This window comes from Stieleria bergensis (genome assembly GCA_007745635.1).
Lineage (GTDB): Bacteria > Planctomycetota > Planctomycetia > Pirellulales > Pirellulaceae > Stieleria > Stieleria bergensis.
Genome location: CP036272.1, coordinates 3,120,667 through 3,138,833, shown reverse-complemented (window position 1 = coordinate 3,138,833; position 18,167 = coordinate 3,120,667). Strand labels below are relative to the sequence as shown.

Below are 18,167 nucleotides of genomic sequence, written 5' to 3'. Positions count from 1 at the left end.
GATTGTCTGTTCTCGGTCACCAGCGGATGGTTGTGTCACCAACAGCCATCGAACACCTGCAGGTGCTTGATCACCGTTTACCCTCCTTTGATTCCCCACCGTTTCAACATGACAAACCAACGAACCAAGCAAAACAACCGACGTGACTTCTTAAAGACCACGACCAAGGCGGGTGGATTCCTCGCCGGCGGTAGCCTGATCATCATGGGCACCAAAGCCAGTGGGCAGATCGCTGGTGCCAATGATCGCGTTCGCATTGCCGTGGCAGGCCTCAATGGCCGTGGCCAATCACACATTAGTGGCTGGCGAGGTTCACCCAATGTCGAACTTGCCTACGTTGTCGATCCCGCGAGCAAGGTGCTCGAGCGGACCATGAACAGCCTTAGCAAGCGTGATCCAAAGCTGACCACCGTGGGCCTGGATGACTTGCGAAAAGCGCTTGACGACAAGTCATTGGACGCCATTTCGATTGCCACCCCAAACCACTGGCACTCGTTGCTAACCATCTGGGGAGCCCAGGCTGGCAAGCACGTGTATGTCGAAAAACCCATGAGCCACGATATCACCGAAGGCCGCTCGGTTGTCGAAGCTCAAAAGAAATACGGTGTCGTCATTCAGCACGGCACCCAGCGGCGTAGTAACGCTGGTATTGCAGGCCTGCACCAAGCTCTGAAAACTGGAAAGCTGCCTCGATTGAAAATCGCCTACGGCTATTGCTGCAAACCGCGCAACGGCATCGGCCAAAAGCCCCTGACTGATCCGCCTGCCGATCTGAACTGGGATCACTGGAAAGGGCCAGCTGTGATTCCTCAGTACCATGCTAACTATGTTCCCTACAATTGGCACTGGTTCTGGCCATCAGGCAATGGCGACTTGAACAATCAAGGGACCCACCAGTTGGACGTTGCTCGCTGGGCCATCGATGATGATCAGACCCACCCGACACGAGCGATGGCAATCGGAGGTCGAATGCAATGGGGTGACCAAGGTGAAACGCCAAACAGCATGTTTGCAATGGCCGAGTACCCCAACGGCCAAATGGTCTTCTTCAATGTGCGCAACGTCAATTACAAAGGCTACAAGCACCAAGTGTACAACGAGTACTACCTGGAAGACGGCAGTGTGATCACCGGTGAAGGCAACTATAAGATCCTGCGTCCAGGCGCTTCCCAGCCAGAACCGCTCAAACTAGAATCCGGTGACATCACACCTGGCGGCAACTGGAAATCCTTCATTGCTGCGGTTCGCGCCGGTGACCCCAACATGGCCAACGGCAATGCGTTGGACGCGCATTACGGATGCGTCTTGGGGCACATGATGAACAACTCATATCGCCTGGGCAAAGAAGTTGAATTCAGTAAGAACGCCAGCGAGTTTGGCGGCAACGCCGATGCTCAAGAGCACTTTGGCAAACTCCACAGCATCTTGGCCGACGGCGTGGGACTGACCAAGAGTGATGCCAAGTACGTACTCGGCCCGGCCCTTGAGTTTGATGCCAAGACAGAGCGTTTCACCGGCGCCCTGGCTGATCAAGCCAACAAGTTGCTGAAGGATCCCAACAACCCGGACTACAAAGTTCCCATGCCAAGCGACGTGTAAGCCCTCAGCTTACCGGCAGCAACGATCGGCCCGGATGCTTGTGCACCGCGGCAAAGCCCACGCGGGATGCCGTGCTTGCACGCACCAAAAAAACTGCACTCTCCCGCTTGCGGGAGAGTCGAGCCTAAGCGAGGTGAGGGTAAAGCGGTTGGCAACGCCAACCGCAAGCAGCCACAACGAAACCGTTGACCATTCGTTGACTGAACTCTCCCGCTTGCGGGAGAGTCGAGCCTAGGCGAGGTGAGGGTGAAGTGGTTGGCAACGCCAACCGCCAGCCAGCCACAACGAAACCGTTGACCATTCGTTGACTGCACTCTCCCGCTTGCGGGAGAGTCGAGCCTGAGCGAGGTGAGGGTAAAGTGGTTGGCAACGCCAACTGCAAGCAGCCACAACGAAACCGTTGACCATTCGTTGACTGAACTCTCCCGCTTGCGGGAGAGTCGAGCCTAAGCGAGGTGAGGGTGAAGCGGTTGGCAACGCCAACTGCAAGCAGCCACAACGAAACCGCTCCCGGCCGGCCATTGAAACAACCATTGCCACCGCCTTGCAACTCAGCACACTCACCAGCGCGCTACCACCGCAAACCGGCCGACCCTCGCTCAAGCAGGAGGGGTTTGCTGAAGCAACCGTTGACTGCACTCTCCCGCTTGCGGGAGAGTCGAGCCTAAGCGAGGTGAGGGTGAAGTGGTTGGCAACGCCAACCGCAAGCAGCCACAACGAAACCGCTCCCGCAAGCGGGAGCGGCTGTGTTAGATGTCAAGCGTTTTGTGGATTTTCCCATGTTGTATTTGTTTTGACCATTGTGTTGAGTGTGATGAGGATTTTGCGCATGCATGCGGCAATAACGACCTTTGGAGGCTTGCCTTGTTCGGTCAGTCTCTTGGAGAAGGCTGCGATCGCTGGGTTGTATCGGCGAGCACTCAGTGCGGCCATGTAGAGCGCCGATCGCACTGATCCACGGCCTCCAAAAATCGAACGCTTGCCTCGCATCTGCCCGCTGTCCCGGTTGAACGGTGCTAGTCCAACGAGCGAGGCGATTTCCCGTCGGTTCAGGTCGCCAAGCTCTGGTAACTCTGCAATGATCGTTGCTGATGTCACATCGCCGATACCAGGCATCGTCCCAAGTAATTCGGCGCGATGCTTCCAGTCATCATCAGACTGCACAAGCTTTTGGATCTCACGATCAATCATTTTGATGTCGTTGTTGATTGCATCGAGAACGCGCTGAATGCTCTTGCGAACCGCTCCGGACACGGCTTGTCCCTGTCGGTTCTTCTCGGCAGTTCTGGTGCCGATCAACTGTCTTCTTCGAGTCACAAGCTGATCCAATTCACCCTGCAATTGCTTGGTTTTGGCGACGGCTCGGGGCCTCGTCAATTTCCCAAACAGTGCGATGATGCGTGCGTCGATCTTGTCAGTCTTTGCCAATTGTCCAATCGCTTTGGCAAAGTCTCTCACTTGTCTTGGATTGACCACAGAGACAACATGGCCGGCTTCAACAAGTCGCACAGCGAGTGGACGTTCGTAGTTGCCAGTGGCCTCAATTACGATCAGGCAAGACTTCGCTTCTGGCAACAAATCCACTAGCTCATCAATTCCCTTTGGATCATTGGGAACGACAGTTGTCGTGGCTTGTTCATCAAACGCGAGATCAAGCTTGGCTTTTGAGACATCGATTCCGATAAAGTGTTGAAAACTCATCTTGGATGTATCCCTTCCTTGCAAATGCGAGCTCGAGAGCTTGTCTCGGCTCAGGCGGCTGTACGGGCTATTTACCAAAGGCCGACGACGATCCGGCTCCCGCACAGTGTCTGCGTTGCAGCACTCGAGGGTCAACGATCTGCCGTCGGCCGCAGTTGCTTTAGCCTCTTCGCTACGCTCAGAGGCTAAAGCAACTGCATCTGTAGTGTCCAACGAAACACCACTAGAATGTAACATACAAGGGTTTTGCTAAAGGGCGTGACGAAAGCCAAAAAACGTAGCCTGCCGTGCTTGCACGCACCAAAAAACGTCTCTGCCGAACCGGCCAAGGGACACACGGCGTTCTGACTCGTTGCCCCAATCCTTTTCCGCACATTGGTGCGTGCCGCTGTCACAGAGCGACAGGCTCCGGATGGTGGCGCAGTTGCTACGCGTCTTCTTCGTCTTTCTTGTACTGATCGAGGCGCCGGTACAGCGTTCGCGCACCAATCCCGAGAATCTTAGCGGCCTCTTCGCGATTGTCGTTGGTCATCTCCAGCGTTTTCTCAATCGCCCAACGCTCGATGACGCTCAACTTTTGACCGATCAATTCGTTTGAGATCGAAGCGTCGAAGTCAAGTTTCTCGGGCACTTCCTGTGGCAGTGCATCGTCCGCCTCGGCCAACTCCGGTGGCAAGTCATCGATATCGAGCACGCTATCGGTGTCCAGGACCACCATCATCTCAACGAAGTTTCGCAGCTCGCGAACATTCCCCGGCCATTGATAGGCAGAGAACCGCTTGCGCACCGCAGGCGAAAAGTTCGCCGAGGGCTTGTCATGTCGCCGCAGAAACATCTTCCGAAAGTGATCCATCAATGGAATCACATCCTCGGGCCGTTCTCGCAACGGAGGCAAGCCGACCGTCACGACTTTCAAACGGAAATACAAATCGCTGCGGAACGTGCCCGCCTCGACCATGTCCTCCAACGGGCGATTGGTCGCTGAAACCAAGCGAACATTCACATTGATCGCTTTGTTGTCGCCGACGCGGGTGATTTTATTCTCTTCCAACACACGCAGCAATTTGATTTGCGTGCTCAGCGGCATGTCACCGACTTCATCCAAGAACAGCGTTCCACCGTTGGCGTATTCAAAAGCGCCAACACGATCGGCATCGGCGCCGGTGAACGATCCTCGGACGTGACCGAAGAGTTCACTCTCCACCAGATTCTCTGCGATCGCCCCGGTATTGATCGCCACAATGGGCTTATTCCGGCGGGGACTATTCTGATGAATCGCCTGAGCAACCACTTCCTTTCCGGTGCCGTTTTCGCCCGTGATCAGCACGGTGGCATCCGTGGCTGCAATGCGTCGCAAGCGATCAATGACCTCCTGCATCTCCTTGCTGGAATAGATGATGCTCTCAAAGCCGTATTGCTTGTCCAGCCGCGACATCAACTCCGTGTTCTGCCGCCGCAGATCAACCGCTCCAGCAGCCTTTTCAACAATCGCCCGCAAGCGATTGGGCGTGATCGGCTTTTCCAAGAAGTTGAATGCACCCTTCTGCATCGCTTCGACAGCGATCGGCACGGTGGCATGGCCGGTCACCATGACCACTTCCGCATCAGGCAGGTGTTTTCTGGCCAGCCCCAGCACCTTCATGCCATCAACATCGTTCATCACCATGTCGGTGATTACGATGTCGTAGGTGTCACGAGCGATCAGGGTCGCAGCCTCTGGCCCACTGGTGGCGACGGTGCACCGGTAACCGACTTTCTCTAGGCTCTCCATCATCGCCCGAGCGTGGGCGGCTTCGTTATCAACAACCAACAGGCGAAACGAACTGGGATCAAAATCCATGTTGGTGCTCTAAGTTCCTCTGACGCAGGTAGCAGCGGCAGGGCACCGCTGATTCCATTTCAATTCTAAAAACGAAGGTTTCACAGAAGTGTAGCACGTTGTCAGCGGTTCAGGCACTCCGCAGTCGGGTGTTGGTGCGTGCAATCGTATGGTTTCTGGGGCATTGGTGCGTGCAAGCACGGCACCCTACGAATGCTGTGGCGGTGGATCAGCGATCTTGCAACGGTTCGACCTGCAAGACATCATCACGCAGGGCCTGCATGGCTCGCACCGCTGCCCCAGCGGCAGCGACGGTGGTGATACAGGGGACGCCTTGCTGAACGGCGGCGGCACGAATTTTACCTTCGTCGGTCCGCGCCCCTTTCCCGTTGGGCGTGTTCATGATCAATTCAACGTCTTCGTTCTTCAGGTAATCGATCAGGTTTGGATGTCCCTCGGAAAGCTTCTTGATCGCGGTGACTTCGATGCCTTCTTCCTGCAATCGCGCGGCAGTACCAGGGGTCGCCAGCAGATTAAAACCTAACGCGGTCAAGTCTTTCCCCAACTGAGCGGCGGAATCCTTGTGTCGCGAGCTAAGCGACAAAAAGATATTGCCTTGCGTTGGTAGCGTCACACCGGCGGCGATTTGGCTTTTCGCAAACGCCAGCGGGAACGTTTCGCTGATGCCCATGACTTCGCCGGTGCTACGCATCTCTGGTCCCAGCACGATGTCGACGCCGGCAAACTTGCGGAACGGGAACACGCTCTCTTTGATTGACACGTGACGCGGCTTGGGTTCCTCGGTGACACCCAATTGCTGCAACGACTGGCCAACCATGACTTTGGTGGCAATGTTCGCCACGGGGGTCCCGGTGGCCTTGGCAACAAAGGGGACAGTCCGGCTGGCACGGGGGTTGACTTCCAGAACGTAGACGGTCGGCACGTTGTCTTCGACTTTGATCGCGAACTGAATGTTCATCAGTCCAATGACGTTCAATGCACGGGCGAGCTTTTCCGTTGCCACGCGCAGCTCGTCAAGCACTTCGCTGGCAATCGAGAACGCTGGAATAGCACAGGCGGAGTCACCACTGTGCACACCGGCTTCTTCGATGTGTTCCATGATTCCCATGATCACAACATCAGTGCCATCACTGACGGCGTCGACATCGACTTCGGTAGCGCCTTCGAGAAAGTGGTCGATCAGGACTGGCTGGCCATCGGCAACGATGAAGGCTTCGGCGACATAGCGTTCAAATTGCACCTTGTCGTAGCAGATCTCCATGGCTCGTCCACCGAGGACAAAACTTGGACGCACGAGGGCTGGGTAGCCGATGCGTTCGACCTCTCGGCGTGCCTCTTCCATGTTGCGAGCGATGCCGCTTGGTGGCTGGCGCAATTCCAGTTCTTCGATCAAGGCCTGGAACCGCTCCCGGTCCTCAGCGGCTTCGATCGTATCCACGCTAGTACCGATGATCGGCACACCGGCCTCTTTCAGACCGCGGGCGAGGTTCAATGGAGTCTGACCACCGAACTGCACAATCACACCGTCAGGATTGGTGGCGTCGCAGATGTTCAGCACGTCTTCGATGGTCAGTGGTTCGAAGAACAGAATATCCGAGGTGTCGTAATCGGTACTGACGGTTTCGGGGTTACTGTTGACCATGATCGATTCGTAACCGATCTCTCGCAGTGCAAAACTGGCGTGGCAACAGCAATAGTCAAATTCGATCCCCTGACCGATTCGGTTGGGGCCACCGCCGAGAATCACAACACGCTTTTGGTCGCCTTTGGCAGGCAGTTCCGACTCGGATTCGTAAGTGCTGTAGTAATACGGCGTGTAGGCTTCGAACTCTGCGGCACAGGTATCGACGCTCTTGAAGACAGGACGGACCCCCTGCTCAAGTCGATACGAGCGAACCTTGGATTCGGTCGACTGCACCATGGTGGCGATTTGTCGATCGGAGAAGCCATCGCGTTTGAGACGCAACATCTGATCGAAATCGATCTTCTCCAGGGCTCCCAGCTGCCGTGTTTCGTTTTCCAGTTCGATGATCTGCAACAGGTGATCGAGGAACCAGGGGTCAATGTGGGTGATATTGTGGATCTGTTCGATGCTCATGCCCATCTTCAAGGCGTAGCGCAAGTAAAAGATCCGTTCTGCGTTGGGCGTCCCAAGCTTGGCACGCACGGCATCTTCATCAGGCTGTTCGTCGGTTCCCCAAAGGTCCTTGGAGTCACTCCCCAGGCCGAACGCACCGACTTCCAAACCACGCATGGCTTTCTGCAGCGACTCGCGGAATGTCCGGCCAATGGCCATGGTTTCCCCGACACTTTTCATCTGTGTCGTCAACGTTGCATCGGCTTCTGGGAACTTTTCAAAGGCAAAGCGAGGCACCTTGGTGACAACATAGTCGATCGTCGGTTCGAAGCAGGCCTTGGTTTTCTGAGTGATATCGTTGGGCAATTCCCAAAGCTTGTACCCCACTGCAAGCTTGGCGGCGATCTTGGCGATTGGAAAGCCGGTCGCTTTACTGGCCAGAGCGCTTGAGCGACTCACTCGCGGGTTCATCTCGATCACGATCATACGACCGTCAGCGGGATTGATGGCAAACTGAATGTTGCTGCCACCGGTTTCCACACCGATCTCTCGAATCACAGCCAGCGAGGCATCGCGCATCCGCTGGTATTCTTTGTCGGACAGGGTTTGAGCGGGCGCGACGGTCATCGAGTCGCCGGTGTGCACGCCCATCGGGTCGAAGTTTTCGATCGCGCAGATGATGACAACATTGTCGTCAGCATCTCGCATCACTTCCATTTCGTATTCTTTCCAGCCGATGATCGATTCTTCGACAAGGACTTCGGTCACGGGGGACTGATCGAGCCCGCTCTTGCAGAGCACTTCGAAGTCGTCTTTGTTGTACGCGATTGCGCTGCCGCTGCCGCCCATCGTAAAACTGGGACGGACCACTGCCGGCAACCCGACATCCGCCAGTGCTTCACGAGCTTCTTCCATCGTGTGCACGACGTGGCCGAGGCAAACGTCCAAGCCGATCTTTTCCATCGCCAGTTTGAACTGATCACGTTCTTCGGCTTTGGCGATCACTTTCGCGTTGGCGGCGATCATTTCAACGCCGTACTTTTCCAGCACGCCATTGGCATCCAAGTCCATGGCCACATTCAAGCCAGTCTGCCCACCAAGCGTTGGCAGCAACGCACAGGGGCGTTCTTTGGCGATGACTTTTTCGACCATTTGCCAGGTCAGCGGTTCAATGTAAGTCGAATCAGCCGTGGCGGGGTCGGTCATGATGGTAGCGGGATTGCTGTTAACCAGCACGACTTCATAGCCTTCTTCACGAAGCGCTTTGCAGGCCTGAGTGCCTGAATAGTCGAATTCACACGCTTGCCCGATAACGATCGGACCGCTACCAATGATCAGAATTTTTTTAATATCGTCGCGTCGTGGCACGTCGTTTTCCAGTGAAGGCGGAACCTCAAGCAAATTTGCGGAAGGATAGCAAATCAACTACCGGTTTGCGTAGGAGACAGAACCGGAAAATCCCCTCTGTTCGACCGATTTTTTCCGCATTGGCCCGGAAGGACTGCCTAGGCGGCTGGATTTGGGGTTCACGAATCCGTGCAGACCGTCATCAAACAAGCAGTAAACCGCCAACCTAACCGCCGCAAGCGCGTGGTGGCGAAGCGCTGCCTGCCAGGCGGCCTCAACCGACGGCGGCCGGCACCTGCTGTCGCCGGGCATCCCCCTGGCTGCCATTAAATGGCTGCGACTTGATGACTTGTGGGGATGATCCGCCAATTGTGCCTGCAGTTTTAGTACAGATTTTGGATTTTCTTTGTTGGCAATGTTGATTCAGTGCAAAGAAAGCAAGAAGATGTGCACCGTAGAAATTCACAACCGACGATTTTCCCTCCACGATTCGATTTCAAGCAGACTCCGCCATGGACACCTCGGTACGCGTTCGCCTCTCCATCATGATGTTCCTCCAGTTCTTTGTCTGGGGGGCTTGGTACGTCACCGCACCTGGTTATCTGGGAACCATTGGCTTTAAACCGACCGATATTGGCAACACCTATTCGGTGGGCCCCATCGCCGGCTTAGTGACCCCTCTGTTTGTTGGCTTGATTGCCGACCGCTTTTTCTCGGCACAAAAAGTCCTTGCCATCCTGCACTTACTTGGTGGGGCCATCATGCTGATTGCCGCACAACTGATGCAGGGCAATACACCGTCACCAGGCGTACTGAACTGGGGATTCTTCCTCGGCTACATGTTAACGTATTATCCGACACTCGCGCTGACCAACACGATTGCCATGAAGCACATGACGGATCCGGAACGGCAGTTCCCGGGGATTCGTGTGCTGGGCACCATCGGTTGGATCGCCGCTGGTTTTGCCCTAACGTTTGCCAAGATTGAAACCAACGTCGGCATGTTCTACATGGCTGGCGGTGCTGCGATCGCGTTGGGTCTGTTCAGTTTTGTCTTGCCCTCAACGCCACCGGTTGGCGCTGGTGAACCGGTCCGCATTAGCGAACTCTTTGGCCTGAATGCTCTGTCGCTGCTAAAGAACCCGTCTTACTTGGTGTTCGTTCTGGCATCGATGTTGATCTGTATTCCGCTGGCATTCTATTACCAGATTGCGGCCCGCGTCGTTGAACTCGGTGGCATGCCAATCGGAGCAACCATGTCGATGGGGCAGGTTTCCGAAATCTTCTTCATGCTGGTGATGCCACTGTTCTTCGTCCGCCTGGGCGTTAAATGGATGCTTGCTGTCGGCATGTTGACATGGGTCCTGCGATACCTGCTGTTCGCCTTTGGTGCACCAACGGAGATCAAGTGGATGATCTTCCTGGGTGTCGTGGTACACGGAATCTGTTATGACTTCTTCTTTGTCACCGGTCAGATTTACACGGACCAAAAGGCACCGAAAAAGATTCGCGCTCAAGCCCAAGGCTTGCTGGTCATGCTGACGCTTGGATTGGGGATGATGATCGGTGCTCAGGCTGCTGGCCAAGTTGAAACACAGCACACCACACAGGACGCAATCGACAAGAACGAGATCGTCCAAAAACTCGATGACTCCATCAAGGACCTCAACGAACAGATCAGCGAAGAGACCGACAGCACCAAGTTGTCAGCTTTGGAAACACAACTGGAGACACTGAACGCATCCCGCAGCGACGCTCGCCATGCTGCTTTGGCAGCGATCGAGTGGCAACCATTGTGGCTCAAACCAGCCGGTTTCGCTGCTGTGGTTCTGATCTTGTTCGTCCTACTGTTCTGGGACAAATCACCGACCGCAGTAGCCGATGACGATTCCGAGGATGCCCCTGAAACGGCGGACTCAGACGATATGATTGAACTGAACCCAGACAATCCGTACGCATCGAGCTGATCACGCCACGACGGGTTCATGTTGAACGAAAGCTCCCAACCCTGCGTGATGTGCGGACGCGTCACGCGGCGCGGGAACACTCGCCACCATCTGATCCCACGGACGTGCCATAAGAATCGCTGGTTCAAGAAACGTTTCACGCGAGACGAAATGAACTCGACCATCGACGTCTGCCATGATTGTCACCTTTGTATCCATCGCGTGGTACCGCGTGAGAAAGATCTTGGCCGACACTTCAACACACTGGACCTCCTGCTGGCTCACCCCGAGATCAGCAAGTTCGTTCAGTGGGTCAGCGGTCAACGATAACTCGGCCATCGAGCCGCTCGTGCGGATTGGTCATCGTTTTCAGCGTCCCGTCACCGCCCTGCTGGCACCGCCCTGCCTGTTTAATGGAGCCAACCAATCTCATGAGTCAGGACGACAGCGAAGAAGAGTGGGGCGATGACCCGTGGGAAGAAGGCGACTGGGAAGAAAATATCGACGACGAGGACGGCGTGGAGTCGATCTCGCTAGACGATCTCGGCGCGGCCTATGCTCGCGCCGCCGCTGCTCATGATCCTGAATCGTTTGCTGAACCCAGCACCGATGAGCCCGAATCCTACGAAGCCACCGAGGAGGACGCGGCCGCTGAAGAAGTGCCGCCCACCACCGAGTCCGAACAGGTCCATCCAGCAGGAATCATCGAAGCGGCTCTGTTTATCGGCCATCCAGAGAACGAATGCTTCACCGCAAAGAAACTGGCCGGGCTGATGCGTGATGTCAGTGCAGACGAGGTGGTTGCACTGATCAAAGATCTGAACCAGACCTACAAGGATGCCGAACAGGCTTTTCGCATCGTTGAACAAGACGAAGGGTTTCGATTGACCATCGCGCCGCAGGTGGAAGAGATCCGCAGCTCGTTCCTGGGAAAAGTTCGCGAGGCCAGACTGACGCAGGCCGCGATCGAGGTGTTGGCGTTGGTTGCCTACCAGCCTGGCATCACGGCCCAAACGGTCCAAGACCAGCGGGGACGCGACTGCGGTGCGCTGCTCAATCAGCTGGTGCGACGCCGACTGCTGGAGATCGAACGCAAGCCAGCTGAGAAGAGTGGAAAGCGGGTCGCTCATTATTCTCCCACCGAACGCTTCCTGGCATTGTTTCACCTGGAGAGTCTGGAAGACCTGCCGATGGTCGACGAAGGGCCAGTTTAATCTTTTTTTGAAAATTCACTCCGTAGCACATGCCCAGCCTGCAGCGCGTCCTTGATCGGCAAACTGTAGCGATTCCGGGTAATTTTCCGGCGGATGCCAAGCGTGAGCGCAAGCTTGATTGCACCAATCTGTTGGCTGCACTGGAATCGATTCGCTGCGATGGCAAACCAGACGCTAGAAACGTCTCCCAAAGGACCGTTGGCATTGATCCAACGTGTCGCGGGCCACTCGCGATCCTCCCTTGCCTGACCAACGTCTGAACGACCACGCTAGAACCATCACGCCTGATCGCTTACACCGATCCATGGGGAATACGGACATGAAACGTCTACTCGCACTCTTGATGCTCATCAGCATCGGCTACGCCGCGCCAGCTGATGCGCAACTGTTCAAGTTCAATTGGCTTCGCAAGCGAGACAAGGCGCCGCCAGCGAACATTCCCAATCGCTATCGCACTCCCTATCCCACCATCACTGGGCCAGCCAGCATCGGTGTGTTTAGCTACCCAGGACGCAACTACCCCGGGCCTTACGATTTCGATCCCTACCGCTTTGATAACTACGTTTACGATCCGATGATCAGCGGCCGCTTTCGTGCCCCCAGCCTCTTGGACGACCCGTACTTCCGAGAACGCTATCGTTACGATAGCGCGTATCCGGGACGCAAGCACGTTTCCGTTCAACCACGGCGCAACGACCAGTGGCGTTATGGCTATGGCCAACGTTCGACGAATCAGCACCACCATGGATCGGCGAATCTGCATCGCCACAGTTCGACGCCCCCGCACAGCTATGACTCCGCACCGTCGATCGGCTCAACGCCATCACCTGTTCCACAGCCAATGCACCAGCCACTGACTGACCGATTGGACAACCCGTATGTCTCCAAGACGATGCCCGGGCGACGCAATCAACATGTCAATTTGCAAGCGACAGGCGAGTTCACTCAGGCCCTACAGAAACGCGCCGACCGCCAACTGTGGATGGATTTTCTTAAGCCTGATGAGATCCACCGCTTGATTCATGACAACGACAACGAAGCGCTCAGCGAACTGCTGGCCCACTACGATGCGATTGCCAATGATGCTGACATGCAGGACTTGGTTTCCACACCTGGGTTCAGGCAAACACATCAGCTGCTGCGATCCAATGTGAATCAACTGCGGCAAACGACCGTCAGTCCGATTCAGCCAACGGAAGTCGACGGCGATCATTTGCCTGAGTTCAAGGATCTGCCTGAACTGCTCCCTCCGCCGGCACCGCAAAGCACGACCGCAACGGACCAGATTTAGGTCCAATCGCGTTTCTGGCGCCAGCCGCCGCTTTAAAAGCGGTTTTGGCGCCAGCCAACGGTCCGCCTGAACCACATCAACGGCCGGGCCAGACGCTGCTTCTTCTGAGTCAATGATGCGTTGACTCAACAGCGATGTTGCTCAAACGCAACAACGACGACCTCGCCGAACTTCTTTTGCTGCTTTTGGCAGGCGGCCTTTGAACGAAACGGTTGCCGCGATGACCGTTTCTCCTATGTTGCAGCGATCAGCTCAATGAATCTCGCTGATCTGATCGGTTCCGCCGTCTCTTGGCACATTAGCTGCACCGTTTGAGGTGACAAATGCTTCGGGGTGGTCTTTGAGTCCTCCCTGGATTCATCAGCCCCAATGCCCCATCGCTTCACAGGACGAACTCTTGGCACAACATCAACGCCCCATCTGGATCGTGGTCTTCGCAATCATGCTGGCAGCCATCGCGGTACGCATGTCCACCTAAGCTGGGATTGAGACGGGACGACTAACCCGCCAATGGCAGCAGCCAAGCCAAAACCGTGGTCACAAACAGCGCCGAGAACCCCAGCGCGATGCTCATCACGGAAATGGTTTTCAAACCCTCTGCTTCCGTCATCCCGGTCATGCCGGTGATGATCCAGAACGCACTGTCGGTCATCCAAGAAATGGGCTTGCTGCCCGCACCGATGGCCATGGCAAGATAAACAGGATGAAAGGGCAGTGACTCTGGAGCCACCAAACCTTGCAGAACGCCAGCAGACGTCATCATGGCAACGGTCGCTGAGCCCTGCAGCGTCCGAATCGCTGCAGTGACGACAAACGCCAGCGGCAACAGGACCAGCCCGGCGTCGGCATGCACTAGATCAGCCACGGCGCTGGCGATGCCCGCTTGCCGCAGCATGACTCCGAACGCTCCGCCCGCGGACGTGATCAGAATGATGTTTCCCGCTGAAGCGAGGTTTCTAGAGACCAACGTGGCTCGCTGCTCTTTGGCGATATAACGCGTCAAGGGGAATGCAATCAGCACTCCAATGGCAATCGCAAGATTCTTGTCCCCCAGCTGTAGCAACAGGTCCGTCCACCAAGCGGATTCAACGATCTTGGCCTTCAACAGGTACTTGATCACGCTGCCGCAGGTGATCAGCAGCACCGGGACCACGATCGGCAGGATGGACTCCCAAAGCCCGGGTTGGTTCTTGGTCTCCAACGACTCGGCGAGTTCTGCGATGCCTGGCCGGTCGGCATCGACGTCTTCCCCGTCCCGGTTTTCTGGACCGTCGTCATCTCGCATGGGCACCGGGAAGGTGCGATTGATCAGCTTGGCGGCCGCCAAGGAAAAGAAACTGCTGATCGAACCGATCACCAGGCCCGCGATCAGCATTTCTCCGATATCGATTTGCAACGTCTCTGCGACTTGCAGCGGCCCAGGTGTCGGCGGGACTAGCGAGTGGGCAATCGAACCCCCAGCCAAGACCGCCAAAATCAGCAGCACATAGTTTTTTCCGATCGCACGGTACATCGACCGCACCAATGGAAGCATCAAATAAAAGACGGTGTCAAAGAACACCGGGATGGCAATCACGAACGAACTGATCGCGATTGCTTCGGGAGCGCGCTTGGGACCGACCCGTTTTAAGATGCGCTGTACTGTCGCAGTCGCGGCACCGGATTCAGCCAAACAGCCGCCGATCACGCTGGCCAGTGCGATCAGCACGCCGATCTTTCCGGCACTGGTCCCGAATTCCATCGTTAACCGTGAAATTGCGGACCGATCGACAAGTTGTTCGGCTTGCTGGGTTGTCCAATCTCCCTTGGAAACCTGCTTCGCACCGTAATCGCTTAGGGCGTCAGTGCCCGTTAACCCGCCAACGAGAAATCCGGCTAATAGCAGTGTGAGAAAAGCATGAAGACGGAATAATAGAATGCAAACTAATACAACGACAAACGCCCCGGCTACAATCCACCATATATCCATCACGACAGCGGTTCCAATCGACAGAATCCACGAGGTAAACGTTCACTGATCTAGTCGTACAGCGAAACGAAGTCTAAATTGAAGATGGAACTTAACAGATTTTGATGCCGAAGGGTTATGATCAGCGAGAGCAAGACGTGCATCCGCACAGACTTTCTCGCCGTTCCCTTCGCCGCGATCCACCCTCCAGACCATCGGTCCCTTAGAAACGTGTCCGACACCAGCCCAGATTCATCGACCCAATCATCGTTCCTGCTCAAGCATGAATTCGCCATCCGGCGTTTTCACTCTCTGACCGGGATCGTGCCTCTTGGCCTGTACATGTGCGTTCACCTGGCAACCAATGCCGGCTTGCTGAACGGTGCGGAAACATTCCAGAGATCGGTCTTCATCATTCATAGTCCCGGCAAGTTACTGCCGCTGATCGAGTGGACTCTGATTTTCTTGCCGCTGATCTTCCACGCTGGCCTGGGGATTTGGATTGCCAAATCTGGAAAGTCCAATAGCAGCCAGTATCAGTTCACGTCCAACCGGCGTTACACCGTGCAACGCTGGACCGGTTTTGCAGCCCTGATTTACCTGTTCCTGCACATTCTGCACCTGCACGGTTGGTTTCACGCCGACTGGTGGTTGGGAATGATCCGCGGCGCCGGGTTCGGCCAGTTCGCTCCTTATAACGCGGGTAGCTCGCTCGTCATCGCGATGCAAGCGTGGGGCATCGTTTGGCCGATCATCTACTTGGTCGGAGTGCTGTCCTGCGTGTACCACTTTGCCAACGGACTATGGACCGCAGGCATCACTTGGGGCTTGTGGGTCTCGCCCGAAGGACAGAAACGAGCGTCAAAGGTCTGCGGTGCAATCGGCATTCTGTTGACCATCGTCTCGCTGTCAGCTTGGTTCGCCGCGATCAGCCCAAATGCTGAACAAGTCGAAAAGTATCGCGAAGCAGAAAACCGAATGTATGAAGCAGCGGTCGAAGCGGGCTTTGTCGATGCGAATCCAGAGAAACGCTCCGAACCCGTCGTTGAAGACGGTCAAGAGAACGAATCGGACGAAGACTAAGCCGAAGTCGTGTTGGTCTCGGCCGTTTGACACGGTTGACTTCAACAGAGCGGCCTACGCCAACTTTCAAGAACACAACCACTTCAAGTTACTCAAGTCAATTGAATCATGTCTAAACAGCGTGTTGTCGTCATCGGTGGCGGTCTTGCCGGTTTGTCCTCTACGATGAAACTGGCCGAACTTGGCGTTCAAGTCGACCTACTTAGCCTGACACCTGTCAAACGTTCTCACAGCGTTTGTGCACAGGGTGGCATCAATAGCTGCAACGATCAAACCCGTCAACTTGGTGACAGCGAGTGGAAGCACTTGGATGACACCGTGTACGGCGGTGACTTCTTGAATCACCAACCGCCTGTCAAAGAGATGGCGTACTGGGCGCCTAAGGTCATCGACCTGATGGATCGCCTGGGCGTGCCGTTTAACCGAACCGGCGAAGGATTCATCGACCGCCGACGCTTTGGTGGCACACTGTACAAACGAACTGCGTTTGCCGGAGCGACCACCGGTCAACAATTGCTGTACGGCCTGGACGAACAGGTCCGCCGTCAGGAAGCCCTGGGCAACGTTCGCAAGTTCGAATTCTGGGACTTCTTGGGTCCGATCCAAGACGAAACTGGTCGCTGCCGTGGTGCTGTGGCACAAGACTTGGTGTCGATGGAGATCCGTGCCTTCCCCGCCGATGCTGTGGTCGTTGCCACCGGTGGTTGTGGCTTGGTTTACGGTCGCAGCACGATGAGCGTCTTCTGCAACGGCAGTGCCGCCAGTCGATGCTTTCAAGCAGGTGCAAAGTACGGTAACGCCGAATTTATTCAAGTACATCCCACCGCAATCCCCGGCAGTGATAAACTGCGTTTGATGAGCGAATCGGCTCGTGGCGAAGGCGGCCGAGTCTGGGTTCCTCGAAAACCCCACGACTCTCGCGAACCGGACAACATTCCAACCGGTGAACGCTATTACTTCCTAGAAGACCGTTACCCCGAGTACGGGAACTTGGTCCCCCGCGACATCGCCACACGCGAGATCTTTGACATCTGCGTCAACGATGGGCTTAGTGTCGACTCCGAACGCATGTGCGTGTACCTCGACCTCACGCACATCCCCAAAGCGGAATTGGATCGAAAGCTTGGCGGCATTCTGGAAATCTACGAAAAGTTCCAGGGCGTCGACCCACGCGAAGAACCCATGCGGATCTTCCCTGCCGTTCACTACAGCATGGGCGGTCTGTGGGCCGACTACGTTCGCAGCAGCGAAGGTGGCCTGCAATCCGGTGCCCCTCGCAACCACATGACCAACATCGAAGGCCTCTACGCCATCGGTGAATGTGATTATCACTATCACGGAGCAAACCGCTTGGGAGCAAACTCGTTACTCTCTTGCATCTTTACCGGTTTATTTACCGGGCCATCCATCCAAAACTACATCAGCAACCAATCCGGTGGATATGCGGACGTCGAGGCCTCGCTGCTTTCCGGAGCCGTCTCCAAACAGCAAGAGCGCCACGACAATCTGCTAACGGGCAACCCAGGCAGCGACGAAAACCCGTACCTGATCCACCAGGAACTGGGTGACATCATGACGCGAGCCGCCACCGTCGTACGACGCAATGATCAGCTGAAAGAATCGATCGGCAAAGTCGACGAACTGCACGAGCGAATCATGAAGGTCAACTTGGCCGATAGTGGTGGCTGGTCCAATCAAAACGTGATCTTCGCCAAGTCCGTCCAAGACATGTTCCCGATTGCCAAGTGTATCCTGAAAGGTGCCCTGAATCGCGACGAATGCCGAGGCGCTCACTTCAAGCCAGACTTCCAACGTCCATCGCTCACCGCCGAAGACCCCGCCGAACGCCGCAAGCAAGCCGAAGCATGGTGTGACACCTTTGCCGAGAACAATGAGAAGTACCTCAAAAGTACGATCGCGTCCTACGACGCCAACAGCATGCAGCCTGACTTGACTTACGAAGACGTTGACACCAGCCTGGTCCCACCGCGACCACGACTCTATGGCTTGGTCGGTGCAGAAGACATCGAACAAGTCTGGAAAGAACGATCCGGTGAAAAGAAAGACAAGGACGACACCTTGGCTGCCACCTGATCCCACTGTCCAGCGACAACCTCTCCT

At 55.7% G+C, this 18,167-nt stretch carries 11 protein-coding genes; 7 read left to right on the top strand and 4 right to left on the bottom strand.

All coding sequences use genetic code 11. The annotated features are described in order from the left end of the window. Positions 1-108 precede the first annotated feature (108 nt). Entirely contained in the window at positions 109-1,599 is a 1,491-nt protein-coding gene (locus tag SV7mr_RS10805; protein ID WP_145271860.1) for a Gfo/Idh/MocA family protein, read from the top strand. A 756-nt stretch (positions 1,600-2,355) separates the two neighbouring features. On the opposite strand, the gene SV7mr_RS10800 is transcribed toward SV7mr_RS10805, so the two are convergent. From SV7mr_RS10800 to carB, 3 genes are all read right to left on the bottom strand, one after another. Further along, positions 2,356-3,300, bottom strand: a complete 945-nt coding sequence (locus SV7mr_RS10800; protein WP_145271858.1) for an IS110 family RNA-guided transposase — start codon at positions 3,298-3,300, stop codon at positions 2,356-2,358. Between the two features lie 427 nt (positions 3,301-3,727). Then, positions 3,728-5,140 (bottom strand): sigma-54-dependent transcriptional regulator, encoded by a 1,413-nt coding sequence (locus SV7mr_RS10795; RefSeq protein WP_145271856.1) that lies wholly within the window; start codon positions 5,138-5,140, stop codon positions 3,728-3,730. Between the two features lie 208 nt (positions 5,141-5,348). Further along, entirely contained in the window at positions 5,349-8,585 is a 3,237-nt protein-coding gene (carB, locus tag SV7mr_RS10790; protein ID WP_145271853.1) for a carbamoyl-phosphate synthase large subunit, read from the bottom strand. Between the two features lie 491 nt (positions 8,586-9,076). Here carB and SV7mr_RS10785 point away from each other — a divergent pair, with 491 nt between their 5' ends. The 4 genes from SV7mr_RS10785 (at position 9,077) to SV7mr_RS10770 (ending at position 13,015) form a co-directional block, all read left to right on the top strand. Further along, complete coding sequence (locus tag SV7mr_RS10785; RefSeq protein ID WP_145271851.1) at positions 9,077-10,531, top strand: nucleoside permease; 1,455 nt, start codon at positions 9,077-9,079, stop codon at positions 10,529-10,531. A gap of 18 nt (positions 10,532-10,549) precedes the next feature. Further along, positions 10,550-10,840 (top strand): hypothetical protein, encoded by a 291-nt coding sequence (locus tag SV7mr_RS10780; RefSeq protein WP_419188386.1) that lies wholly within the window; start codon positions 10,550-10,552, stop codon positions 10,838-10,840. Between the two features lie 101 nt (positions 10,841-10,941). Continuing rightward, the gene (locus tag SV7mr_RS10775; RefSeq protein ID WP_419188385.1) at positions 10,942-11,724 is read left to right on the top strand and encodes an SMC-Scp complex subunit ScpB; all 783 of its coding nucleotides are present in this window, start codon (positions 10,942-10,944) and stop codon (positions 11,722-11,724) included. Between the two features lie 319 nt (positions 11,725-12,043). After that, on the top strand, positions 12,044-13,015 hold the full coding sequence (locus tag SV7mr_RS10770) for a hypothetical protein (protein ID WP_145271846.1): 972 nt from the start codon (positions 12,044-12,046) through the stop codon (positions 13,013-13,015). Between the two features lie 499 nt (positions 13,016-13,514). Here SV7mr_RS10770 and SV7mr_RS10765 read toward each other — a convergent pair whose 3' ends face one another. Beyond that, positions 13,515-14,984 (bottom strand): GntP family permease, encoded by a 1,470-nt coding sequence (locus SV7mr_RS10765; protein WP_145278310.1) that lies wholly within the window; start codon positions 14,982-14,984, stop codon positions 13,515-13,517. 210 nt (positions 14,985-15,194) lie between these two features. Between SV7mr_RS10765 and SV7mr_RS10760 the strand changes: the two genes are divergently transcribed. Together SV7mr_RS10760 and sdhA are read left to right on the top strand one after the other, a co-directional pair. Further along, positions 15,195-16,046, top strand: coding sequence for a succinate dehydrogenase cytochrome b558 subunit (locus tag SV7mr_RS10760; protein ID WP_145271844.1), 852 nt, complete (start codon positions 15,195-15,197; stop codon positions 16,044-16,046). Between the two features lie 108 nt (positions 16,047-16,154). Beyond that, on the top strand, positions 16,155-18,140 hold the full coding sequence (gene sdhA / locus SV7mr_RS10755; protein WP_145271842.1) for a succinate dehydrogenase flavoprotein subunit: 1,986 nt from the start codon (positions 16,155-16,157) through the stop codon (positions 18,138-18,140). Positions 18,141-18,167: the final 27 nt, after the last annotated feature.